This window comes from Micromonospora sp. WMMA1998, assembly GCF_027497375.1.
Lineage (GTDB): Bacteria > Actinomycetota > Actinomycetes > Mycobacteriales > Micromonosporaceae > Micromonospora > Micromonospora sediminicola.
Genome location: NZ_CP114911.1, coordinates 1,380,043 through 1,402,990, shown reverse-complemented (window position 1 = coordinate 1,402,990; position 22,948 = coordinate 1,380,043). Strand labels below are relative to the sequence as shown.

22 protein-coding genes and 1 riboswitch are annotated in these 22,948 nt (G+C 73.1%); of the genes, 13 read left to right on the top strand and 9 right to left on the bottom strand.

Annotated elements, in window-relative coordinates; translation table 11 throughout:
• Window positions 1-44 precede the first annotated feature (44 nt).
• From ribA to O7600_RS06020, 5 genes are all read left to right on the top strand, one after another.
• The gene (gene ribA / locus O7600_RS06040; protein WP_281592692.1) at window positions 45-674 is read left to right on the top strand and encodes a GTP cyclohydrolase II; all 630 of its coding nucleotides are present in this window, start codon (window positions 45-47) and stop codon (window positions 672-674) included.
• The gene (locus tag O7600_RS06035) at window positions 671-1,360 is read left to right on the top strand and encodes a RibD family protein (protein WP_281592691.1); all 690 of its coding nucleotides are present in this window, start codon (window positions 671-673) and stop codon (window positions 1,358-1,360) included. The genes ribA and O7600_RS06035 overlap by 4 nt, the downstream gene beginning before the upstream one ends.
• A 102-nt stretch (window positions 1,361-1,462) precedes the next feature.
• Window positions 1,463-3,136 carry an extracellular solute-binding protein gene (locus tag O7600_RS06030; RefSeq protein WP_281592690.1) on the top strand — a complete coding sequence of 558 codons (1,674 nt, stop codon included), beginning with the start codon at window positions 1,463-1,465 and terminating at the stop codon, window positions 3,134-3,136.
• A complete protein-coding gene (locus O7600_RS06025) occupies window positions 3,133-4,137 on the top strand; it encodes an ABC transporter permease subunit (protein WP_281592689.1) in 1,005 nt (334 codons plus the stop codon). Before O7600_RS06030 ends, O7600_RS06025 begins: the two co-directional genes overlap by 4 nt.
• A complete protein-coding gene (locus tag O7600_RS06020) occupies window positions 4,134-5,054 on the top strand; it encodes a carbohydrate ABC transporter permease (protein ID WP_281592688.1) in 921 nt (306 codons plus the stop codon). Before O7600_RS06025 ends, O7600_RS06020 begins: the two co-directional genes overlap by 4 nt.
• A gap of 9 nt (window positions 5,055-5,063) precedes the next feature.
• Here the strand turns inward: O7600_RS06020 and O7600_RS06015 are convergent, their stop codons facing one another.
• From O7600_RS06015 to O7600_RS06000, 4 genes are all read right to left on the bottom strand, one after another.
• Window positions 5,064-5,801, bottom strand: a complete 738-nt coding sequence (locus O7600_RS06015; RefSeq protein ID WP_281592687.1) for an amino acid ABC transporter ATP-binding protein — start codon at window positions 5,799-5,801, stop codon at window positions 5,064-5,066.
• On the bottom strand, window positions 5,798-6,568 hold the full coding sequence (locus O7600_RS06010; RefSeq protein WP_281592686.1) for an amino acid ABC transporter permease: 771 nt from the start codon (window positions 6,566-6,568) through the stop codon (window positions 5,798-5,800). The genes O7600_RS06015 and O7600_RS06010 overlap by 4 nt, the downstream gene beginning before the upstream one ends.
• A 38-nt stretch (window positions 6,569-6,606) precedes the next feature.
• Window positions 6,607-7,464, bottom strand: coding sequence for an ABC transporter substrate-binding protein (locus O7600_RS06005; RefSeq protein WP_281592685.1), 858 nt, complete (start codon window positions 7,462-7,464; stop codon window positions 6,607-6,609).
• Between the two features lie 106 nt (window positions 7,465-7,570).
• Window positions 7,571-7,696, bottom strand: a complete 126-nt coding sequence (locus O7600_RS06000) for a hypothetical protein (RefSeq protein ID WP_281592684.1) — start codon at window positions 7,694-7,696, stop codon at window positions 7,571-7,573.
• A gap of 35 nt (window positions 7,697-7,731) precedes the next feature.
• Window positions 7,732-7,842: riboswitch (SAM riboswitch) on the bottom strand.
• 126 nt (window positions 7,843-7,968) lie between these two features.
• On the opposite strand from O7600_RS06000, the gene O7600_RS05995 reads away from it, so the two are divergent.
• The 4 genes from O7600_RS05995 to O7600_RS05980 are packed head-to-tail and all read left to right on the top strand — an operon-like array spanning window position 7,969 to window position 11,301.
• A complete protein-coding gene (locus O7600_RS05995) occupies window positions 7,969-8,541 on the top strand; it encodes a PadR family transcriptional regulator (RefSeq protein WP_281592683.1) in 573 nt (190 codons plus the stop codon).
• Window positions 8,538-10,259, top strand: coding sequence for an acyl-CoA dehydrogenase family protein (locus O7600_RS05990; RefSeq protein ID WP_281592682.1), 1,722 nt, complete (start codon window positions 8,538-8,540; stop codon window positions 10,257-10,259). Before O7600_RS05995 ends, O7600_RS05990 begins: the two co-directional genes overlap by 4 nt.
• A gap of 50 nt (window positions 10,260-10,309) precedes the next feature.
• The gene (locus O7600_RS05985) at window positions 10,310-10,852 is read left to right on the top strand and encodes a GNAT family protein (protein WP_281592681.1); all 543 of its coding nucleotides are present in this window, start codon (window positions 10,310-10,312) and stop codon (window positions 10,850-10,852) included.
• Between the two features lie 38 nt (window positions 10,853-10,890).
• Window positions 10,891-11,301 (top strand): type II toxin-antitoxin system Phd/YefM family antitoxin, encoded by a 411-nt coding sequence (locus O7600_RS05980; RefSeq protein WP_281592680.1) that lies wholly within the window; start codon window positions 10,891-10,893, stop codon window positions 11,299-11,301.
• 120 nt (window positions 11,302-11,421) lie between these two features.
• Here the strand turns inward: O7600_RS05980 and O7600_RS05975 are convergent, their stop codons facing one another.
• Window positions 11,422-12,846 (bottom strand): vanadium-dependent haloperoxidase, encoded by a 1,425-nt coding sequence (locus O7600_RS05975; RefSeq protein WP_281592679.1) that lies wholly within the window; start codon window positions 12,844-12,846, stop codon window positions 11,422-11,424.
• A gap of 420 nt (window positions 12,847-13,266) precedes the next feature.
• The gene (pgi, locus tag O7600_RS05970) at window positions 13,267-14,901 is read right to left on the bottom strand and encodes a glucose-6-phosphate isomerase (protein WP_281592678.1); all 1,635 of its coding nucleotides are present in this window, start codon (window positions 14,899-14,901) and stop codon (window positions 13,267-13,269) included.
• A 238-nt stretch (window positions 14,902-15,139) separates the two neighbouring features.
• Between pgi and O7600_RS05965 the strand changes: the two genes are divergently transcribed.
• From O7600_RS05965 to O7600_RS05950, 4 genes are all read left to right on the top strand, one after another.
• The gene (locus O7600_RS05965) at window positions 15,140-17,095 is read left to right on the top strand and encodes an ABC transporter ATP-binding protein (RefSeq protein ID WP_281592677.1); all 1,956 of its coding nucleotides are present in this window, start codon (window positions 15,140-15,142) and stop codon (window positions 17,093-17,095) included.
• 80 nt (window positions 17,096-17,175) lie between these two features.
• Window positions 17,176-18,225 carry an aldo/keto reductase gene (locus O7600_RS05960; protein ID WP_281592676.1) on the top strand — a complete coding sequence of 350 codons (1,050 nt, stop codon included), beginning with the start codon at window positions 17,176-17,178 and terminating at the stop codon, window positions 18,223-18,225.
• A gap of 356 nt (window positions 18,226-18,581) precedes the next feature.
• The gene (locus tag O7600_RS05955) at window positions 18,582-19,715 is read left to right on the top strand and encodes a hypothetical protein (RefSeq protein ID WP_281592675.1); all 1,134 of its coding nucleotides are present in this window, start codon (window positions 18,582-18,584) and stop codon (window positions 19,713-19,715) included.
• A 155-nt stretch (window positions 19,716-19,870) separates the two neighbouring features.
• Window positions 19,871-20,419 (top strand): RNA 2'-phosphotransferase, encoded by a 549-nt coding sequence (locus O7600_RS05950; protein WP_281592674.1) that lies wholly within the window; start codon window positions 19,871-19,873, stop codon window positions 20,417-20,419.
• On the opposite strand, the gene O7600_RS05945 is transcribed toward O7600_RS05950, so the two are convergent.
• The 3 genes from O7600_RS05945 to O7600_RS05935 all read right to left on the bottom strand — a co-directional run bounded on the left by O7600_RS05945 (window position 20,406) and on the right by O7600_RS05935 (window position 22,873).
• On the bottom strand, window positions 20,406-21,689 hold the full coding sequence (locus O7600_RS05945; protein WP_281592673.1) for a sulfite oxidase: 1,284 nt from the start codon (window positions 21,687-21,689) through the stop codon (window positions 20,406-20,408). The two genes, O7600_RS05950 and O7600_RS05945, sit on opposite strands and share 14 nt — an antisense overlap.
• A gap of 78 nt (window positions 21,690-21,767) precedes the next feature.
• The gene (locus O7600_RS05940; protein WP_281592672.1) at window positions 21,768-22,277 is read right to left on the bottom strand and encodes an NUDIX domain-containing protein; all 510 of its coding nucleotides are present in this window, start codon (window positions 22,275-22,277) and stop codon (window positions 21,768-21,770) included.
• Window positions 22,278-22,288: 11 nt separating this feature from the next.
• Complete coding sequence (locus tag O7600_RS05935; protein WP_281592671.1) at window positions 22,289-22,873, bottom strand: NADAR family protein; 585 nt, start codon at window positions 22,871-22,873, stop codon at window positions 22,289-22,291.
• Between the last annotated feature and the right edge of the window lie 75 nt (window positions 22,874-22,948).

Genomic DNA, 22,948 nt, shown 5'->3' with positions numbered 1-22,948 from the left:
GTGTGCGTCGTCGGGTCCGCCCGGCGACCGGACGGAGGAGAACCATGGACGAAACCCTGCCCAACGCGACGGTCCGGACCCGGGTCACGGTCCCGCTCAGGTTCCCCGACGGATACGTGACCACCGCCACGGTGCACACCTTCCACGGCCTGGTGGACGGCCGCGAGCACCTGGCGTTCGGGCTCGGCGACCACGAGGCCGCCGACCCGCCGTTGGTCCGTCCGCACAGCGAGTGCCTCACCGGGGACGTGTTCGGCAGCCAGCGCTGCGACTGCGGCCCGCAGTTGCGGGAGGCGGTGGAGCGGATCGCCGACGCCGGCGGCTACCTGCTCTACCTGCGGCAGGAGGGCCGGGGCATCGGCCTGTACGCCAAGCTCGACGCGTACGCGCTGCAGGACGATGGCCTCGACACGTACGAGGCGAACCTGGCGCTCGGGCGGGGCGCCGACGAGCGGGACTACACCGTGGCCGCGCAGATGCTCGCCGCGCTGGGGGTGGACCGGGTGGCCCTGCTCAGCAACAATCCGGACAAGGCGGCCCAGTTGGAGCGGCTCGGCATCACGGTGGCCGACCGGGTGTCCACCGGCGTGCACCTGTCCCCGGCGAACGCCGACTACCTGGCGGCCAAGGTCACCCGCGCCGACCACGCCCTCGACCTGCCGTTCGTGCCGTGACCGGCCGCCCGTACGTGCTGCTCAGCTGCGCCATGTCGATCGACGGCTACATCGACGACGCGACGACCGAGCGGCTGCTGCTCTCCAACGACGACGACCTGGACCGGGTGGACGCGACCCGGGCCGGGTGCGACGCGATCATGGTGGGCGCGGCGACGGTCCGCCGGGACGACCCGCGGCTGCTGGTGCGCAGCGAGCGCCGGCGCGCCGAGCGGGTGGCGCGAGGGCTCGCCCCGTCGCCGGTGAAGGTCACGGTGACCGGCAGCGGCGACCTCGACCCGGCGGCCCGGTTCTTCACCGCGGGCGACGGGGCGAAGCTCGTCTACTGCCCGAGCGGCGTGGTGGACAAGGCCCGGGAGCAGGTCGGCGCGGTGGCCACGGTGGTCGACGCCGGCGAGCCGGTCACCCCGGAGGCGGTCGTGGCCGACCTGGCCGGGCGTGGGGTGAGCCGGCTGATGGTCGAGGGCGGCGGCTCGGTGCACTGCCAGTTCCTCACCGCCGGGCTGGCCGACGAGCTGCACCTGGTGGTCGCGCCGTTCTTCGTGGGGGACCGGCGGGCGCCCCGCTTCGTCGGGGACGGCCGGTTCCCGTGGCACCCGGGCCGCCGCGCCCGGGTCGTCGAGGTGCGCCAGATCGGCGACGTGGTGCTCACCCGCTACGCGCTCTCCGATCGCTGCCTGGCCTGACCCGCCGTCAAGGTCCGCCCTTGTGCGGGACCACGGTCGATATTAGTTTGTTGACAATCCATACGAACTAATGTCCCGTGGACCCTTTCCGAAGGGGGACCGATGACCCACCCCGACCCGGGCTCCTCCCGTCGCCGCTTCCTCGGCCTGGTGGGCCTCGGCGTGGCCGCGACCACCGCCGGCCCGCTGCTCGCCGGCTGTTCCGAGAAGCCGGCCGGCTCCGGCGGCGCCCAGCAGCTCGACGCCGTCTCCGGCGTGTTGCCGACGCACAAGGACCTGACCGGCGGCGTCAAGCCCGACATCGTCGGGACCCGGCCGGTGGCCGACGGCTACACCAGCTATCCGGCCACCCTGGTCGACGCCGTCAGCGGCAAGCCGGGCACCAGCGGCAAGCAGGTCACCGCGATGACGCCCGCCTGGGGCGCGGCGCCGCCCGGCAACGCCCAGAGCGCCTACCTCCAGGCCGTCAACGCCGAACTGGGCACGCCGGTCACCTTCACCATCCAGGACGGCGTCACCTACGCCGACAAGCTCAACGCCATGCTCAGCGCGCGGGACGTGCCGGAGCTGCTCTGCGTGCCGGGCTGGGAGGTGGAGAAGATCCCGCGCTTCGCCGAGGCGATCAAGGTGCTCTTCGAGGACCTCACCGACCACCTCAGGGGCGACGCCGTCGACGCGTACCCGATGCTGGCCAGCTTTCCCACCGGCGCCTGGCGCGAGGCGGTCTGGAACGAGCGGCTGGTGTCCGTGCCCAACCCCACCGACTCGCCGTTCCCGTGGGTGCTGTTCACCCGCAAGGACCTGCTCGACGCGCGCGGCCTGGCCGTGCCGTCGAACCTCGACGACCTGCTCACCGTCGCCAGGCAGGTCACCGACCCGGCCCGCAAGGTGTGGGCGTTCGACGACGTCTTCGCCATGATCCAGATGTTCCACCGGGTACCCGCCTCCAAGCAGGGATGGCGGCTGCGCTCCGACGGGACGCCGGAGTTCAAGTACGAGACGCCGGAGTTCCGCCAGGCTCTCGAGGTGATGGCCAGGATCTACTCCGACGGCCTGGTCCACCCGGACGTCGTGGCCAGCCGGGGCGCGGACGCCAAGCAACTGTTCGCCAAGAACGGCGCCATCGTGTTCAAGCAGGACGGCATGGGCATGTGGCAGGGCGCCCAGGCCGAGCACCAGAAGACCAACCCCACGTTGAACATCCAGGCGGTGCCGGTCTTCTCCGCCACCGGCGGCGACCCGCTGGTCTGGCGGGCGGACAAGCCGATCTCCTACACCTTCGTCCGGAAGGGCCTCGGCAAGGACCGGGTGAGTGAGCTGCTGCGGATCATCAACTGGTGCTCCGCGCCGCTGGGCAGCCAGGAGGCCCAGCTCCGCGACTTCGGCGTCGAGGGCCGGCACCACACCAGGTCGCCGAACGGTCCGGTGAAGACCGACCTGGCGTTCAAGGAGATCGCCAACCAGTACTTCTTCATCAGTGGTCGCAACCCCACCATCGGGCCGTTCCCGGACACCCCCCGCTACGTCCCGGACGTGCTGAACTACTCCAACCAGATGGTCAGGTACCTGGAGAAGGACCCCTGGGACGGGGTGAAGCTGGAGATGCCGGCCGCCTACAAGGCCAACCAGGTGCCGACGGAGGACAAGTTCACCGACCTCCTGCGCGGCCGGCGCCCGATGAGCGACGTGGACGCCATCGTCGCCGAGTGGAAGGCGGGCGGCGGGGAGGAAGCCCGCAAGCTGCTCGCCGACTCGCTGCCGAAGGCGGCCAAGTGAGCGAGCCGGCCGTCGTGGTCGGGCCCGAGCGGGCCCGACCCGACGCCCCGACCCGCGCGCCCCGCCGTCGCCGCGTGCCGCTGGGCACCCGGCTGCGCCGCGACTGGCAACTGCTGGCCATGGTGGCGCCCGGTTTCGGCATTCTGCTGGTCTTCAGCTACCTGCCGATCGCCGGCAACGTCATCGCGTTCCAGGACTACAACCCCTACCTGGGCGACAACCCGTGGCAGGCGTTCACGCGCAGCAACTGGATCGGCTTCGGCCAGTTCCAGCTCCTCTTCGACGACCCGGCGTTCTGGGACGCGTTCCGCAACACGCTCGCCATCACCGCGTTCCAGTTGGTGTTCTTCTTCCCGCTGCCGATCGTGCTGGCGGTCATGCTGCACAACCTGCTCTCCAGCCGGCTGCGCGGCCTCGTCCAGACGATCGTCTACCTGCCGCACTTCTTCAGCTGGGTGCTGGTGGTCACCTTCTTCGTGGCCATGCTCGGCGGCGCGGGACTGCTGGCGCAGACCATGCGCGACGCCGGCATGCAGCCGTGGAACGTGATGACGAATCCGGACACGTTCATCGTGCTGGTCACCGCCGAGGCGGTGTGGAAGGACGTGGGCTGGGGCACCATCGTCTTCCTGGCCGCGCTGTCCACCATCGACCAGGACCTCTACGAGGCGGCTGCCGCGGACGGCGCCGGGCGGTGGCGACGGCTGTGGCACATCACGCTGCCCGGCCTGCGCCCGGTGATCGTGCTGCTGCTCATCCTGCGTCTCGGCGACGCGCTCTCGGTCGGCTTCGAGCAGTTCCTGCTGCAACGCGACGCGGTCGGCCGGCAGGCGGCCGAGGTGCTCGACACCTTCGTCTACCACTTCTCCATCGCCACCGGAAACTACGGCTACGGCGCGGCGGCCGGGCTGTTCAAGGCCGTCGTCGGCCTCGTGCTGATCCTCGCCGCGAACCGGGTGGCGCACCTGCTCGGCGAACGAGGGATCTACGCGAAGTCATGACCGCGACCAGCCGCCGGTCGACCGGCACGCGACCCCGCCGCCCGGTGTGGGAGGACCGACCGCACCCGGTCGGCAAGGCGCTCAAGGCCGTCCTGCTCACCCTGCTGGTGGCCGGGGTGCTCTTTCCGCTCTGGGTGATCCTGGTGACCAGCCTCTCCTCCCGCGAGACGATCGCCGCCGCCGGTGGCCTGGTGGTCGTGCCGAAGGGCATCGACATCTCGGCGTACCGGACCATCCTGGCCGGCGGGGCGGTCACCCGGGCACTGTGGATCAGTACGCTGGTCACCGTGTTCGGCACGGTGATCGCGCTGACCGTCACCGTGCTGGCCGCGTACGGGCTGTCCCGGCCGGGCTCGCTGGGTCACCGCTGGCTGCTCGCGTACTTCCTGATCCCGTTCCTGGTCTATCCGCCGCTGGTGCCCCGCTACCTGGTGGTCACCGGGCTCGGCCTGAAGGACACCATCTGGGCGCTGGTCCTGCCGCCGGCGATCAGCGTGTTCAACCTGGTCGTGGTGCGCGGGTTCGTCCAGGGCATCCCGCAGGAACTGCTGGACAGCGCCCGCATTGACGGCGCGAGCGACTTCCGTACCCTCGGGCGGATCGTGCTGCCGCTGTCCCGCGCGGTGATCGCCGTGGTCGGCCTCTTCTACGCGGTCAGCTACTGGAACGTGTGGTTCGACGCGTTGCTGTTCATCGACCGCAACGACATGTACCCGATCCAGCGGGTGTTGCAGAGCTACCTGCTGGCCGGGCAGGCGCCGCACACCTCCGGCGGCACCACCGGGGTGACCATGCCACCGACCGAGGCGATCAAGATGGCGGTGGTGGTGCTGACCGTCGCGCCGATCGTCGCGGTCTACCCGTTCGTCCAACGGCACTTCGTCAAGGGCGTGCTGATCGGCGCGGTCAAGGGCTGACGCCCGCGCTCACAGCACCTGGGACAGGAACCGCCGCAGCCGCGGGTGCTCGGGCGCCTCGAACACGGCGGCCGGCGGCCCGGCCTCCAGCACCACGCCGGCGTCCATGAACGCGACCGTGTCGGCGACGGTGCGGGCGAAGCCCATCTCGTGCGTGACCACCACCATGGTCATGCCGCCGGCGGCGAGGTCCGCCATCACCGCGAGCACGCCCTTGACCAGCTCGGGGTCGAGCGCCGAGGTGGCCTCGTCGAAGAGCATCACCTGCGGACGCAGCGCGAGCGCCCGGGCGATGGCGACGCGCTGCTGCTGGCCGCCGGAGAGCTGCGCCGGCCGGGAGTCGGCCTTCGCGGCCAGCCCGACCAGGTCGAGCTGGGCGCGGGCGAGCGCCACCGCCTCGTCCTCGTCGAGCTTCTTCAGCCTGCGCAGCGCGAGCGTGACGTTGCGCAGCACGCTGAGGTGCGGAAAGAGGTTGAACTGCTGGAACACCATGCCGATCCGCTGCCGCAACGCGTCCGGGTCGTCGCCCAACACGCTGCGTCCGTCCAGCAGCACGTCGCCCCGGTCCGGCTCGATCAGCCGGTTGATCGTGCGCAGCAACGTGGACTTGCCGGAGCCGGACGGCCCGATCACGCAGGCCGTGCCGCCCCGGGCCACGTCCAGGTCCGCGCCGCGCAGCACCCGGTGCGCGCCGAACGCCAGGTGCACGTCGCGCACGGCCAGGCTCACCGAGGTCGTGGTGGTCATCGCAGGTCCTTTCCGGACGGGGTCAGGGCGGCCGGCTCGGTCTCCGGTTCGGGCGGCGCGGCTGGGCGGCCCTGCCGCAGCCGCCGGTCCAGCCAGTTCACCGCGTGGGTCAACGGCACGGTCAGGACCAGGTAGAACAGGCCGGCCAGCAGCAGCGCGGACTGGTTGCCGGTGTTCGCCGCGTAGTCCTGCCCGATCCGGAACAGCTCCCGCTGGCTGGCCAGCAGGCCGAGGAAGTAGACCAGGCTGGAGTCCTTGATCAACGCGATCAGCTGGTTGACCCAGGCGGGCAGCACCCGGCGGACACCCTGCGGGATGATCACCAGCCGCATCGACTCGGCCCAGGAGAAGCCGAGCGCCCGCGCGCCCTCCAACTGGGCCGCCTCCACGCTCAGGATGCCGGCTCGGAAGACCTCGCCCAGGTAGGCGGCGGCGATCAGGGACAGCGCCAGCACGCCCAGCGGGTAGGGGTTCGGTCCCCACACCTGCATGCCCAGCGGCGCCAGGCCGACGCCGATGAGCAGGATGGTCGCCGCGGCCGGCAGGCCGCGGAACACGTCGGTGTAGACCCGGGCCGGCCACCGCAACCACCGGGTACGCGAGATGCCCGCGACGGCCAGCAGCATGCCCAGCACCGAACCGAGCAGGGCGGCGGAGACCGCCAGGATCAGCGTGTTGGGCAGCCCGACGGTCAGCATCTCGGGCAGCGCCTCGCGCATCGAGTCCCCGTCGAAGAAGGTCTCCCAGAGGGTGCTCAGTGGATCCATCGTTCCTCCGTCCGCCCCGCTCGAATCCGGTCGTCCGCTCAGGAGGCGGCCGACGGCGACGGCACCGGGACCGAGCCGCTGCCGGGGGTGAAGTCGGCCGGGATCGGCCGGCCCGGGTAGTACCGCGCCTGCAGGCGGCTCCAGGTGCCGTCGGCGATCACCTCGTCGAGCCCCTTGTCCAGCGCCTCGCGCAGCTTGTCGTTGCCCTTGGCCACGGCGTACGCGGTCGGGGCCGGGCTGAGCTGCTTCGCCGCCACCGTGATCCTGCCGTTGCTGTCGGCGGCGGACTTGTCGCCGATCTCGGCCGGGGCGATCCAGGCGTCGGCGGTGCCGGCCTTGAGCTGGTTGACGGCGCCGTTGTAGTCGGGCACCCGCACCGGGTTCAGCTTCTCCCGGGTGGCGAAGTCGTCCTGCACGGTGCCCTGGACGACCACCACCCGCTTGCCGGCGAGCTGGTCGAACCCGGTGATCGCGGAGCCGGCCGGCACATCCAGGCCGAAGTAGCCGAAGTCGTAGCCGTTGCCGAAGTCGACGGTCTTCCTCCGGGCCTCGGTGACGGTGATCGAGGAGCTGCCCACGTCGAACTTGCGGTTGTTGACCTGCGACAGCAGGGCGGAGAAGTCGGTGCCGACGAACTCGACCTTCAGGCCGACCTTGCCGGCGACGGCGGTGAGCAGGTCGTTGTCGAAGCCGGTGAACTTCCCGTCCTTGAGATAGACGTTCGGCGGCGCGTCGGTGAGCGTGCCGGCCCGGATCACCCCGGGCTGGAGCAGGCCGTACGGGTTGGCGGCCCCGTCGGTGGAGTCGTTCCCGCCGCAGCCGGTCAGCGCGGTGGCGGCGAGCAGGGCGGCGGCGCCGACGGCGGCGGCGCGGGTCAGGACGGTACGGATACGCACGATCTATCTCCAAAGTGGACGGACACGCGGGATGCGTGCCGGTGCCGGCGCCGCCGGGCACGGCGGGGCCGGGAAGGGTGGATCGGGGAAGAGGGGAAGCGGTCGCTCAGCGCGCGTCGCGACAGGCGTCGCTGCACACCCGCATCAGGTCGACGTGGCGGCGCCTGACCAGCGTGACGCCGGACGGGCGCGCGGCGGTGTCGCCGGTGCGGGTGGAGGGTGGTGCGAACATCGGTCTCCCTGGTCGGTCGGGCTGACCTGGGTGCCAGGCCACGCTTGCGCCGACGGCTGCCGGCGCCTGGTCCTCACCCGGAGCACCCCACCGTGGCGGAGGGTTGCCGGCCAGCGAGCCGGGGCTTGACGCTGGCGCTCATGACCTGCCCAGAAGGCTAGCAGCAGGTCCGTGTCGGCCGTCCAGCCGTTATGACCACCCTCACGCACCGTGCCTTACCCGACCGGACCCGGGGCTTGCTATGCAACAAAGTGCATAGCATGATGGCCGGCATGTCGCTGGAGCACGCCATCCTCGTCTCGCTGCTGGAGCGGCCGGCCTCCGGCTACGAGCTGGCCCGGCGCTTCGACCGCTCGATCGGCCGCTTCTGGACCGCCACCCACCAGCAGATCTACCGCGTCCTCAAGCAGATGGCCGAGGACGACCGGATCACCGGCGAGGAGGTCGGCCAGGAGGGCCTGCCGGACAAGAAGGTCTGGTCGGTCACCCCGACCGGCCGGGCCGCGCTGCGCGGCTGGTTGCACGCCCCGGTGCGACCGGAGGCGGTCCGGCACGAGCTGGCCGTCAAGATCCGCGGCGCCGCGTTCGACGACGCCGCCGGGCGCGCCACCCTGGTCGCCGAGGTCGAGCGCTACCGCGCCGACCACGAGACCGTCCTCGCCGGCTACCTGGCCGGCGAACGCCGCGACTTCCCGGACGCCGTCGCACCCGACGCCCGGGCGGCGCTGCAGCACGTCGTGCTGCGCGGCGGCATCGCGTACGAGCGGATGGTGCTGGCCTGGCTGGACGACGTCCTGGCCACCCTCCGCGCCCTCGACCCCGACCCGGAAAGGCCACCCGCGTGAGCGACCCGCTGCTGTTCCACCCGCACCGCTACGACCCCGCCGACCTCGACGAGACCTCGCGCCGGCTGCTGCGCGCCACCGTCGACTGGTTCGAGACCCGAGGCAAGCGCGCCCTGGTCGACAGCTACAACACCCACGAGTGGTACGCCGACTTTCTCGCCTTCGCCGCCCGGGAAGGGCTCTTCGCCACCTTCCTCACCCCGTCCGCGGACGGCGGCGACGACCCCGACAAGCGCTGGGACACCGCCCGCAACGCCGCGCTCAGCGAGATCCTCGGCTTCTACGGGCTCGGCTACTGGTACACCTGGCAGGTCACCGTGCTCGGCCTCGGGCCGGTCTGGCAGAGCGGCAACGCCGCCGCCCGGGCCCGTGCCGCCGAGCTGCTCGACCAGGGGCACGTGACGGCCTTCGCGCTCTCCGAGCGGTCGCACGGCGCCGACATCTACGCCACCGACATGCTGCTCACCCCCGACGGCGAGGGCGGCTTCCGGGCCACCGGCGGCAAGTACTACATCGGCAACGGCAACGTCGCCGGCCTGGTCTCGGTCTTCGGCCGGCGCGCCGACGTCGAGGGCCCCGAGGGGTACGTGTTCTTCGCCGCCGACAGCCGGCACCCGGCGTACCGGCTGGTCCGCAACGTGGTCAACGCCCAGATGTACGTCTCCGAGTTCCGGCTGGAGGACTACCCGGTGCGCGCCGAGGACGTGCTGCACACCGGCCCGGCCGCGTTCGACGCCGCGCTGAACACGGTCAACGTCGGCAAGTTCAACCTCTGCACCGCGTCCATCGGCATCTGCGAGCACGCCATGTACGAGGCGGTCACCCACGCCCACGGCCGCGTGCTCTACGGCCGGCGGGTCACCGACTTCCCGCACGTGCGCCGCGAGCTGACCGACGCGTACGCCCGCCTGGTGGCGATGAAGCTGTTCAGCGACCGGGCGGTGGACTACTTCCGCTCGGCCGGCCCGGACGACCGTCGCTACCTGCTGTTCAACCCGATGACCAAGATGAAGGTCACCACCGAGGGTGAGAAGGTGATCGACCTGCTCTGGGACGTGATCGCCGCGAAGGGCTTCGAGGCCGACACCTACTTCGACAAGGCCGCCAAGGACATCCGCGGCCTGCCGAAGCTGGAGGGCACGGTGCACGTCAACCTGGCCCTGATCCTCAAGTTCATGCCGAACTACCTGTTCCGGCCGCAGCCGCACCCGGCGGTGCCGACCCGGCGCGACGCGGCCGACGACGAGTTCCTCTTCCGTCAGGGCCCGGCCCGGGGGCTCGGCGCGATCCGCTTCCACGACTGGCGTGCCGCCTACGACGCGCACGCCCACCTGCCCAACGTGGCCCGCTTCCGGGAGCAGGCCGACGGACTGGTCGCGCTGCTCGCCGCGCACGCGCCGGACGAGACGCAGCAGCGTGACCTGGACTTCCTGCTCACCATCGGCCAGCTCTTCGCGCTCGTCGTCTACGGCCAGCTGATCCTGGAGCAGGCCGAGCTGACCGGCCTCGACGCGGCCCTGCGGGACGAGATCTTCGACCTGCTGGTCCGGGACTTCTCCGGGTACGCCACCGAGCTGCACGGCAGGGCGTCCACCACCGACGAGCAGGCCGCCTGGGCGCTCGCCCACGTCCGCCGGCCGGTGGTCGACACCGACCGCACGGCCCGGGTGTGGCAGCGGGTGGTCGACCTGGCCGGCGCGTACGAGATGCGACAGTGACCGGCGGAATCCGGGCGCGCGCCGGCCGGTCCGGCCGGTAGGTTGCACGGATGTTCGCGCTCGCCCTGACCGACGACGCCGAGCTGCGCCCGTTGCAGCCCTGGCACGCCGACGAGTTCCTCGCCAACCTCGACCGCTGCCGCGAGCACATCGCGCCCTGGGTCGGCGCGTCCTTCGTCGCCACCGACGCCGCGTCGGCCCGCACGGTCCTCCAGGCGTACGCCGACCGCTGGGCCCGTGACGACGGCGGCATCTGGGGCATCTGGCAGCGCGGCACCCTCGTCGGGGGAGTGCTGCTGGTGTCGCTGAGCACCGCGCGCGGGGTGTGCGAGGCCGGCTGCTGGCTGGAGCCGGCCGCCGAGGGGCAGGGTCTGGTCACCCGGGCCGCCCGGGTCGTCATCGACTGGGCGGTCCGGGAACGCGGCATCCACCGGGTCGAGTGGGTGACCCGGGCCGGCAACGAGCGCAGCATCGCCGTGGCCCGCCGGCTCGGCATGCGCCGCGACGGGGTGCTCCGGGGCGCCGCGCCGGTGCCGGAGGGGCGGGCCGACATGGAGGTCTGGTCCGTGCTGGCGCCCGAGTGGACGACCTGAGACGGTTTCTTGTCGTACCCGGACGTCAACATGTGTCCATGGCTGTCCCCGCACTGGCCGACCGGTCTCCCCAGCCGCGCGCCCTGCCGCTGCGCGAGGTCCGCACCCGGCTCACCCAACTCGTCTCGCTCGCCGAGCTGACCGACACCGTCACCGTGGTCACCCGCGACGGCGACCCGCGTCCGATCGCCGCGATCGTGCCCGCGCCGGCGGCCCGCACCGCGGCCCAGGCCCGCGCCGACGCCGACCGGGTCAGCGCCGTCAGCGCCGGATGGGCCCGCCGCCTGGAGGAGCTGCACCGGCAGTCCGGCCGACGACACGCCGCCGAGCTGCGCGCGCTGACCGACGCGCTCGCCGAGGCCTGGGCCGAGCTGGAGCGGCGGGTGCCGGCCGGCGATCCGGCGCTGGCCCGGCTCCGCGCCGCCCACGCCGACCTCCTGCGCCCCTGACCCGGCGTCGTCGTGCCGCGGACACCCCCGTGGCGCGCGGCACGACGACCGTCCGATCGGCGGCCCCCGCGAGCGGTGACCCCCGGCGAGCGGCGACGCCCGGATTCGGGCCGCTCCGGGTCAGGACTCGGCCGGCCCGGCGGCGGCGTCGGCGCGCAGCCCGTGCGCGGCGATGTCGTCGGCGACCTCCAGGCCGAGGCGGACCCCGCCGACGTTGCGCCCGAGGTCGACCCGGCCGTCGTCGTCCAGCGCGAACGCGTCGAACGACCAGTGCACGCCCAGGTAGACCCGGCTCAGGCCGTTCTCCTCGATCATCTGCCACAGGCCGTCGGGGAACCGGCGGGCCCAGCGCGGCCGGACCGTGCCGGTGTTGTCCACGCTGACCCCGTTCAGCTCGTCGGAGACGAACTCCAGCCCGTCGGCCAGGTCGTCCGGGCCGTGGTCGCCCTGGCCGTAGAAGCGCCGGACCGACTGCAACGCGGCGGCCCCGAAGCTGGCGTGACCGGAGGGGTACGCCGGGAAGTTCGGCGTCCGGTTCTTCTGCCCGACGCTGTTGGTGTGCGGCGCGCCGAGCGGCAGCCAGCCGATGTCGGCGGCCCCGTCGAGGGCCGCGTCGCCGACGCCGGTCGGGCCCAGCGCGCCGTCGTGCTCCCGGATGCCGACCACCGGGCGCCACAGGTCGTGGCGATACTTCTCCGTCCAACAGAGGATGCCGGCGTCGGCCATGGCCACGTTGACCAGTGCGAAGAGTCTCGCGTTGGCGGTCACGTCGTTGCCCCGCGCCCGGGCCACGGCCCGGACGATCTGGTTGTAGAGCCGGGGCGGGGTGCCGATGCCGCGCGCGCCGTCGTACGCCCAGAACAGCCCGACGGCGGTCTCGGCGGCCGTGCGCCGCGGCAGCCGGTCCGGCAGCGTGCCGGCCAGGTGCGGGGCGATGCCCTTGCCGCGCACCTGGCGCAGCGACCGCTCGTACGCCCGGTCGCCGGGCCGCGGCGGCTCGTCGAGCTCGTGGCGGGTGGTGACCGCGAAGCAGCGGGACCGGGCGCCGTAGAAGGGGGCGTGGAAGCCCTGGCCCGGGTTGTCCGGGTCGACGCGGTGGCGCTGCCGGGCGAGCGACGGCACGTACCCGTCGTCGTCGAGGCCGGGGTCGGCGGCGCGCCGGCGCAGCACCTCCTCGGCGACCCGCCGGCCGTAGTCGTGCCCGGCCGCGTCGTGCTTGCCGGCGACCAGCCCGGCGGCGAGGTGACGTGCCTCCAGGAACCCCCGCTGCGCCGGGTAGAGGGCGGCCAGCGCGGTCCGGGCCGCGGCGGCGACGGCGGCGTCCGGGTCGGCCCCGGCCGGCGGCTGCGGCAGCCGGTCACCCGACCACGGCTCGTACGCGCCGGTGAGCCCGACGAGCGCGTCGTGCATGGCCAGGTGCGCGACGGCCAGCGCGCGGGCGCTGCCCACCGGGCCCTGGGACCGCGCCTCGCCGGCGTCACCCGTGGTGTGGGTGACCCGGTTCGCCTCCAGGGCGACCTCGTTCCAGTACAGGATCTGATCCACGACTTCCCCCGATGTGATCCGTCGGTGAATGGCGGCGGGAAATGCCGTCTCCACAACGGATCACAATTCGGGAAATGGGCGCGGTCAGCGCCTGGAATGCCGTCCGGATCGGCGTCGGATCCGCCGGCGCGCGCCATCGCCAGGCGCACGACGTGCGGAAACCATTCCCCGTTGGGTCCCCGTGGTCGACGGCGACCACCGGAGGGGTGGCCCGCCGCGCCGACCTCGGAATGCGAACCGATGTCGGCTCGTCCATGGTTGCGGCGGCTCGCCGGGCGGGTCAAGGCGGGTGCGGCGGAATTGTGTCCACTGTCGGGGAATGGGCACCCGACGATGTCCTTGCAACCATAACGGGGTCGTGCGTTTCCGCAGCTCACGAAGGCACCCGGGCGGAAGACCGCCCGGGTGCCGTCGGTCGGGTCAGTTCCGGCCGCGTTCGGCGCGGTAGCGGCGGATCAGTTCGGCGGTGGAGGTGTCCACGTCGGCCAGGTCCGGGTCGGGGCCGGTCAGCTTCGGCGCGAGCTGGTTGGCCATGACCTTGCCCAACTCCACGCCCCACTGGTCGAAGGCGTTGATGTCCCAGACCGCGGCCTCGGTGAAGACGATGTGCTCGTAGAGCGCGATCAGCTGGCCCAGCGTCGCCGGGGTGAGCTTCGGCGCCAGGATCGAGGTGGTCGGGTGGTTGCCCGCCATCACCCGGTGCGGCACCACCTCGGGCGCGGTGCCCTCCGCCTCCACCTGCTCGCGGGTCCGCCCGAAGGCCAGCGCGGCAGTCTGGGCGAAGAAGTTCGACATGAACAGGTCGTGCATGTCGCCCAGGTCGTGGTTGGGCCGGCTGAACGCGATGAAGTCCGCCGGGATCAACCGGGTGCCCTGGTGGATGAGCTGGTAGAACGCGTGCTGCCCGTTGGTGCCGGGCTCACCCCAGAAGATCTCCCCGGTCGGGTAGGTGACCGGGGAACCGTCGACGCGTACCGACTTGCCGTTGCTCTCCATGGTGAGCTGCTGCAGGTACGCCGGGAACCGGTGCAGGTACTGCGCGTACGGCAGCACGGCGTGGGTCTCCGCGCCGAGGAAGTCGGTGTACCAGACGTTGAGCAGGCCGAGCAGCGCCGGCACGTTGCGCTCGACCGGGGCGGACCGGAAGTGCTCGTCGACCGCGTGGTAGCCGGCGAGCATCTCCCGGAACCGGTCCGGCCCGATCGCCAGCATCACCGACAGGCCGACCGCAGAAGGCAGCGAGTAGCGCCCGCCCACCCAGTCCCAGAAGCCGAACATGTTCTCCGGGTCGATGCCGAAGTCGCGGACCCGCTGCTCGTTGGTGCTCACCGCGACGAAGTGCCGGGCCACCGCGTCGTCGTCGGCGTCCAGCCCGGCGAGCAGCCAGCGGCGAGCCTGGTCGGCGTTGGCCAGCGTCTCCTGGGTGGAGAACGTCTTCGACACCACCACGAACAGGGTGCGCGCGGGGTCCAGGTCGGCGGTCTTGTCGTGGATGTCGGTCGGGTCGATGTTGGACACGAACCGGCAGCTGATCCCCGCGTCCCGGTACGCCTTGAGCGCCTCGTACGCCATCACCGGGCCCAGGTCCGACCCGCCGATGCCGATGTTCACCACGGTGGTGATCCGCTCGCCGGTGTGGCCGCGCCACGAGCCGGACCGTACCCGCTGCGCGAAGGCGGACATCCGGTCCAGCACGGCGTGCACGTCGGCGACGACGTCCTGGCCGTCCACGGTGAGCGAGGCGTCGCGGGGCAGGCGCAGCGCGGTGTGCAGCACGGCCCGGTCCTCGGTGACGTTGATGTGCCGCCCGGTGAACATGTCCGCGATCTTCCCGGCCAGGCCGACCCGCTCGGCGAGCGCGACGAGCAACGCGACCGTCTCGTCGGTGACCAGGTTCTTGCTGTAGTCCACGTGCAGGTCGGCGACCGCGCCGGTGAGCCGTTCGCCCCGCTGCCCGTCGGCGGCGAAGAGGTCGCGCAGGTGCGTGCCGCGCATCGCCTCGGCGTGCTTGCGCAGCGCCTGCCATTCGTCCGTGGTGGTGACGTCCACAGCCATCGGGTCGATCTTCTCCTTCGCGACGGGGCGGTCGGCGGGCCCGCGCCCGCGACCCCACCAGCCTGCCACCCGGGGCCGGTACGCGCGACGCGACGCGACATCGCCCACCCTGTGGGCGCCCCGCCGGGAGGGGTGGGACACGCCGTTGCGACACCTGTTCGACACGCCGAACACAGGGAGACATCGAGTGGTAGCTCACCGTAAGCTCCCTCTGGCTGGCCGTGCGGAGGAGGCGTGTATGGCAACGGTGATCGGCCCCCGGCCGCCGTCCGACGGGGGCGCGTCGGCGGAGGACGCGGCGGCCGGGGAGTCTCCGCTGCCGGAGCTGGCCGACGGGCACTGGATGAACCGGGCCACCGAGTTCGCGCACACCAGCTTCTGGGCGGTGGCCCGCCGGCTGCCCGCGCTCGTCCGCGAGGCCGTCGGCCTCGCCTGGGCGACCAGCCGCCGGGACACCGCCGCCTCGATCGGGCTCAACATCGCCGCCGGCGTGCTCACCACGTGCGGCCTGCTCGCCACCACCGGCGTGCTGCGGCAGCTCTTCGCCGCCGGCCCCACGCCCGACCGGATCCGCGCGGCCCTGCCGGCGCTCCTGCTCGCGGCCGTCGCCGTGACCGGCCGGGGCGCGTTGACCGTGGCCGCGGGCTGGGCCCAGGCCCGGCTCATCCCGCAGATCAACTACCAGGTGGAGCTCCGGCTCTTCGAGGCGACCACCGCCGTCGAGCTGGCCGCCTTCGACGACGCGGGCTTCGCCGAGGAGATGGACCGCGCCCGCGACCGGGGCATGGCCGAGGCGGCGTCGATCGTGGACCACACGGTCAACCTGGTGACCGGGGTGGTGGGCGTGCTGGCCACCGCTGCCGCGGTCACCGTCGTCCAGCCGGTGCTGTTGCCCTGCCTGCTGCTCGCCGCGGTGCCCGAGGCGGTCACCGCGGTCAAGCTGGCCCGTCGGCAGTACCTCGCGATCCTGGCCTGGATCACCCGGCGTCGCCGGATGTTCATGCTGGCCCGGCTGATGGCCGACCGGCACACCGCCGCCGAGATCCGGGCCTACCAGATGCGCGACTTCCTGCTCGCCGAATACCACCGGATGATGACCGTGGAGACCCAGGCCCAGCTGCGGCTGGCCCGCTCGCAGACCGTCACCCGCGCGATGGGCCTGTCGGTGACCGGCGTCGCCGCGTTCGCCGTCTACGCGGTGCTCGGCGGGCTGCTGCTCACCGGCGTGGTGGCGCTGGCCGCGGCGGCCACCGCGCTACTCGCCCTCCAGTCCGCCCGCAGCAGCCTGCGCACCGCCGTCTTCGCCACCAACTCGCTCTACGAGGACGCCCTCTACTACCAGGACTACCGGGACTTCCTCGACCGGGCCGGGCGGCGCACACCGACCGGCGGGCAGCAACCGGTCGACGGGTTCGAGCGCATCGACCTCGACCGGGTCAGCCTGCGCTACCCGGACACCGACGGCGCCGCCGTCGACGAGGTCAGCCTCACCATCCGGCGCGGCGAGGTGGTCGCGTTGGTGGGGGAGAACGGGTCCGGCAAGACCACGCTGGCGAAGCTGATCGCCGGGCTCTACCGGCCCACCGGCGGCGCCATCCGCTGGGACGGGGTGGACGCCGCCGAGCTGGACCCACGCCAGGTCGCCGCCCAGGTGGCGGTGATGAGCCAGGACTGGTGGAAGTTCCCGTTCACCGCCCGGCAGAACATCCGGGTCGGCCGGCACGACCGGGCCGACGGCCACGGCCCGAGCGTCGAGGCCGCAGCCCGGGAGGCCGCCGCGCACGACATGATCAGCGAACTGCCCTTCGGTTACGACACGCTGCTGGACCGGCAGTTCAAGGACGGGCAGGACCTGTCCGGCGGGCAGTGGCAGCGGTTGGTGGCCGCCCGTGGCCTCTACCGCGACGCCCGACTGCTGATCTGCGACGAACCCTCCGCCGCGCTGGACGCGCGGGCCGAGCACGCGCTCTTCCAACACCTGCGGCGGCGTCCGGACCGGGCCGTCGTTCTGATCACCCACCGGTTGGCCAACGTCCGGCACGCCGACCAGATCTTCGTTCTGGACCACGGCCGGCTCGTGCAGCACGGCGACCACGACGCGTTGATGGCGCAGGCCGGGCCCTACCGGGAGCTGTTCGAGCTGCAGGCGGCCGGCTACCTTGCCGGCGCCGGGGAGGCCGCCGGCGACCGTTGACCTCCAGCGCACTCGAACTCCTACGGTGACCGGACCGGCCGCCGCCCGGTCAGCGCGGCGTCACCCACCATGGAGTCCACATGCGCTATCGCGTTCTCGGCGGCACCGGCATCGAGGTCAGCGTCCACTGCCTCGGCACGATGATGTTCGGCGCCGTCGGCAACCCCGACCACGACGACTGCGCCCGCATCGTGCACGCCGCGCTCGACCGCGGCGTCAACATGGTGGACACCGCCGACATGTACTCGGCGGGCGAGTCGGAGGTGATCGTCGGCAAGGCCCTGCGGGGCCGGCGCGACGACGTGGTGCTCGCCACGAAGGTGCACTTCCCGATGGGCGAAGGGCCCAACCGGGGCGGCAACTCGCGCCGGTGGATCGTCCGCGCCGTCGAGGACAGCCTGCGCCGGCTGGGCACCGACTGGATCGACCTCTACCAGGTGCACCGACCCGACCACACCACCGACGTCGAGGAGACGCTCGCCGCGCTCAGCGACCTGGTCCGCGCCGGCAAGATCCGGGCGTTCGGCTGCTCGACGTTCCCGGCGGAGGAGATCGTCGAGGCGCAGCACGTCGCCGAACGGCGCGCGCTCGGCCGGTTCCGCACCGAGCAGCCGCCATACTCGATCCTGGCCCGGGGGATCGAGGCGTCGGTGCTGCCGGTGTGCCGCCGTTACCGGATGGGCGTGCTGGTGTGGAGCCCGCTGGCCTCCGGCTTCCTGTCCGGGCGGTACCGACAGGGCAAGCCGGTGGACCTCACCTCGGGCCGCCCGGCGCGCACCCCGGCCCGGTTCGACCCGGCGCTGCCCGGCAACGCCGCCAAGTACGCCGCCGCCGAGCAGCTCGTCGCGCTCGCCGACGAGGTGGGCTGCACGCTGCCGCAGCTCGCCGTGGCGTTCACCGCGGCGCACCCCGCGGTCACCTCGACCATCATCGGGCCGCGCACCATGGACCAGCTGGACGCGCTGCTCGCGGGGGCGGCGCTGACGCTCGACGACGCGGTGCTCGACCGGATCGACGAGATCGTCCCGCCCGGGGTGAACCTGTACCAGCCCGACGGCGTCTGGTCCCCGCCCGCGCTCATCGACCCGTCCCAGCGTCGCCGTACGCTGCCGGAACGCGCCGCCGCCTGACCGCCCACAGCGCCGTCTACGCGGAGGGTGCCGCAGCCTGACCGCTCACAGGCCTGTCCCACCAGGTCGCCACGCGGCGGAGTGCCAGCCCTTCGCCAGCGCCCCAACCCATCACCCGGCCCCGCACCACCCGCACGCGCTGTCGACTCCGCCTCCGCGCGTAGATCTTGGTAGCGAACGGCCCCCATAGGGGCCTTTTCGTACCAAGATCTTCGCGTTTTCTAAGTGGTGGGAGACAGTTCCTGGAATGCGGGAGCGGAATCGGCGGGTGCGGGGCCGAACGGGGCCGTGTCGAGCGGGGGCGGTGAAGGGGCGGGTGGTTGCTGGGGAGAGCGGGCTGGGGCAGGATCGCCGGAATGCTCCGCCTCCGCCCTCGCCGCGCCGCTGTCGTCGCCGTGCTGGCCCTGGTCACCGCCGGGTGCTCCACCTCCGGCACCGATCCCGACGCGTCGGGACCCGGCACCAGCGCATCCGGCAGCAACTCGTCCAGCACCGACGCATCCGGCGCCGGCGCACCGGGCGCGACGAGAGGCGGCGCCACCATCGCGCCCGGTGCCGCTGGCACGACGTCGGGAGCGCCGTCACCGGCCGCGCGTACCGGGATCGGGGCCCGGCCGAGCGCGTCGGCCGGGTGCGCCGTCTTCCCGGCCGACAACGTGTGGCACGCCGACGTGACCCGGCTGCCGGTGCACACCCGGTCGGCCGCGATGGTCGGCGCGATCGGCGCGGACGCCACCGTGCACGCCGACTTCGGCTCCGGGACGTGGGAGGGCGCGCCGATCGGCATCCCGGTCACCGTCGTCCCGGCCGGGCAACGGCGGGTGCCGGTCACCTTCGGGTACGCCGACGAGAGCGACAGCGGGCCGTACCCGATCCCGCCCGACGCGCAGGTCGAGGGCGGCCCGTCCGGCACCGGCGACCGGCACGTGATCGTCTGGGACCGCAGCGCCTGCCGGGCGTACGAACTGTTCGACGCGCACCGCTCCGGGGCCGGGTGGCAGGCCGGCTCGGGCGCGGTGTTCGACCTGCGGTCCAACCGGATGCGCCGGGCCGGCTGGACCTCCGCGGACGCGGCCGGGCTGTCCGTGCTGGCCGGGCTGGTGCGCTACGACGAGGTGGCCGCCGGTCGGATCGACCACGCGATCCGGGTGACCGTGCCACGCACCCGCACCGGCTGGACGTGGCCGGCCAGCCACTCCGCCTCGTCGGCCACCGACCCGGCGCTGCCGCAGCTCGGCCAGCGGCTGCGGCTCAAGCGTTCGGTCGACCTGTCCGGGCTGCCGCGGCAGGCCCGGATCGTGGCCGAGGCGATGCGTCGCCACGGACTGATCGTGGCCGACCACGGTTCCGCCTGGTACATCTCCGGAGCCCCGGACCCGCGCTGGGACAACGACGCCCTGCACGCGCTGGACCGCCTGCGCGGCGGCGACTTCGAGGTGGTGGACGCCGCCGGCCTGATGGTCGCCCCGACGTCGGCGGCCATCCGCTGAGCGGACCGCCGCCGGCCCCGCCTCCGGGCCCACGGGTCGGGACCGGCCGCCGGCCAGAGCGCCGACCGGCCGCCTGCCGGTGGCGATGCGTTCACGGCCGGACCGCTGACGAGAACCCGATCGACGCCGTGCGGCCGAGCCTCCACACTGTCCGGATGGAACATCGCGACCTGGTCCGGGTGAGCAAGCGCATGTCGCTGGCGCTGCGCCACCGCCCCGACCGGTTCCAGCTGACGCTCGACGGGGCCGGCTGGACGCCGGTCGCCGACCTGCTCGCCGCGCTGCGGATCAGCCGTGCCGACCTCGACGCCGTGGTGGCCGGCAACGACAAGCAGCGTTTCGCCGTCGAGGCCGGCCCGGACGGCGCCGACCGCATCCGCGCCAACCAGGGGCACTCCGTCCCGGTCGACCTCGGCCTGACCCCGACGACGCCGCCGGGCCGACTCTTCCACGGCACCGCCGAGGACGTACTGCCCGCCATCCGGGCCGAAGGGCTGCGCCGGGGGCGCCGCCACCACGTACACCTGTCGCCCGACGTGGCGACGGCCCGGCGGGTCGGCGCGCGCCGGGGCGGCGCGGTGGCCGTGCTCGCGGTCGACGCCGGAACCATGGCCGCGCACGGCTACCTGTTCTACCGCTCCGCGAACGGGGTGTGGCTCACCGACACCGTGCCGCCCGGCTACCTGGCGGTCAGCAGGCCGTGACCGGGTGCGCCACCACGGCGTCGAACAGGTACGCGAGGTCGTTCGGGGCGGCCCGGTCGGGCTGGCCGGCGCCGGTGCGGTCGGTGGCGCGGGCGCGCAGCACGTGTCGGCCGGCGGCCGGCGGACGCCAGCGTGCGGTCCAGCGCTGCCAGGGGCCACCCCGGTCGGTCGCGACCAGGTCGGCCGGTCGCCACCCGTCGCCGGTGTCCACCTCGACGTGCTCGATCGGGCCGTTGCCGGACCAGGAGCGGCCGCGCAGCAGCACGTCCTCGCCGGCCGGGACGCGGGCGTCCCACGCCAGCTCGAACGCGCTCTTCACCGGCTGCGCGCCGAGCACCGTGCCGTCGGCCGGGTGCCCGGGGCCGAACAGCCGGTAGAACTGGGTGTTCCACGGCGAGAACAGGGCAGTGGTGGAGACCTCGACCGGTCCCACCCACTTGATCGAGGAGATGCCGATCCAGCCGGGCACCACCACCCGCACCGGGAAACCGTGGTCGGCCGGCAGCGGCTCACCGTTCATCTCGTACGCCAGCAGCACGTCGTCGAGGGCCTTGGCGACCGGCAGCGGGCGGCGCACCGGCCCGAGATCGACCCCGCCGGTCACGTAGTGCGGGTCGAGGCCCTCGGGCATCACGTCGACCGCCTCGTCGCGCAGCCCGGCCAGGCGCAGCACCGTGCCCAGCCGCACGCCGCGCCAGCGGGCCACGCCGACGCCGCCCAGCCCCCAGGCCACGCCGGGGGCCGGTTGGTCCTGCTGCTCGGCGAAGTGCCGCCGCCCGTTGCCGGCGCACTCCAGCAGCGCGGCGCCCTCCTCGGCGGGCAGCCGGCGCAGGTCGTCGAGGCCGAACTCGACCGGGGCGTCGCGGGTGGGCGCGCCGCGCAGGCCGTCGCCGAACAGGCGCAGCCGCCAGGTCGTCGGGTCGAGGTGGGGGGTGACGGTGTGGTTGCGGACGAAGAAGCGGTCGTTGGGCACCACGTACCCCTGGCCGGCCATCGCCGACCAGCGCATCTCGGCGTTGGTGTCCAACGGGCGCAGCAGCGCCGCCGGCAGCGGCTTGGCGATCGGCGTACCCGGGTCGACGCCGACCGGGGCCGGCGCCACCGCGACCGGCTCGCGCTCCGCGGCGGCGGCGGTCACCGCGGCCATGGCGGCACCCAGCTCCAGCAGCCGCGCGCGGTCGACGCCCGCGCCGTGCGCCTCGCCGGCGAGCCACTGCCGGCTCCGTTCGGCGTCGTGGACGGCTTCGGCGGGTGACGGGGAACGGCTCACGGGTGACCTCCGGGCTGGGCGACGCTGCCTTTCCTATTCAAACAATAGGAGTTTGCGTCCGGTCGCCCGAGGTCGGAATCAGTCCGACCGTGGCCCGGCGAGGAAGTCGGCGAGCACCCGGGTGTGCGTGGAGAAGGCCAGCTCGACCGGCTCGGTGAGCACCAGCCACTCGGTCGCCTCCTCGGTGGGCGCCGACGGCGGCAGGTCGCCCACCGGCCGCTCGGGCAGCACGCCGAAGATCATCATGGTGCCGCCGGCCGGGGCGCCGTGCACCGCGAACAGCCGCGTCTCGTCGGCCTCGGCGAGCAGCCCGGTCTCCTCACGCAGCTCGCGGACCAGCGCCTCGGACCACTCCTCGCCGTACTCGACGAAGCCGCCGGGGAGGGCGAGCTGCCCGCGCGCCGGTTCGATGTCCCGGCGTACGACCACCACGCCGAGCCCGTCGGGGGTGCGGACCGGCAGCACCGCCACCGCGACCGGTAGCGGGTTGCGCCACACCGTCTCGCCGCAGGTCGAACAGACACGCGGCCAGCCGGCGTCGGCCGGGTAGGCCGCGCCGCAGAACGAACAGTGCGAGTACGCGGTCACGCCGCAGCACGTTACCCGGCCGGCCGGTCAGGCGCTCGGCTGCTCGCGCGCGCGAGCGCGTCGCGCGCCCGCATCAGGGCGAAGCCGAGCAGGTTGTCACCCCGCCAGGTGGCCGGGTCACCCGCGCGCGGGTCGTCGGCGGCCAGGCCGATGCCCCAGATCCGGTCCGTCGGGCTGGCCTCCACCAGCACCCGGCCGCCGGTGCCGAGCAGGAACCGCCGCAGCTCGTCGTGCTGCCCGAACTTGGCCACGCTGCCGGCCACCACGATGTCGAAGCGGCGGGCCGTCCAGGTGGCCTCGTCGAAGTCGCGGACCTGCCGGCCGAGCGCCTTGGCCCGGTGCGGGTGCGTGGCCGCCAACACCCGCCCGGCGATCTCGTGGTCGCCGAAGAGCATGGCCTTGTGCCACATCATCCAGTGCTCGGCGGTCGCGTACTCCCGACCGTCCACGGTGAACGCCGCCGGCCACCACTGGCTCAGGCAGCCGGCGCCGACGCTGCCGTCGCGCTGCGGCCGGTGCCCCCAGAAGTGCAGATATTTGACCGTCTCTCCGGTGTCGAGCGTGGCGATCAGGTCGGCGACGGAACGGATCGGCATACCCGGCAGTCTGCCCCACCCCTCCGACATCCCGCCGATCTTGCAGTTTGGGACCTGGCAAACTCCGCCAACCGG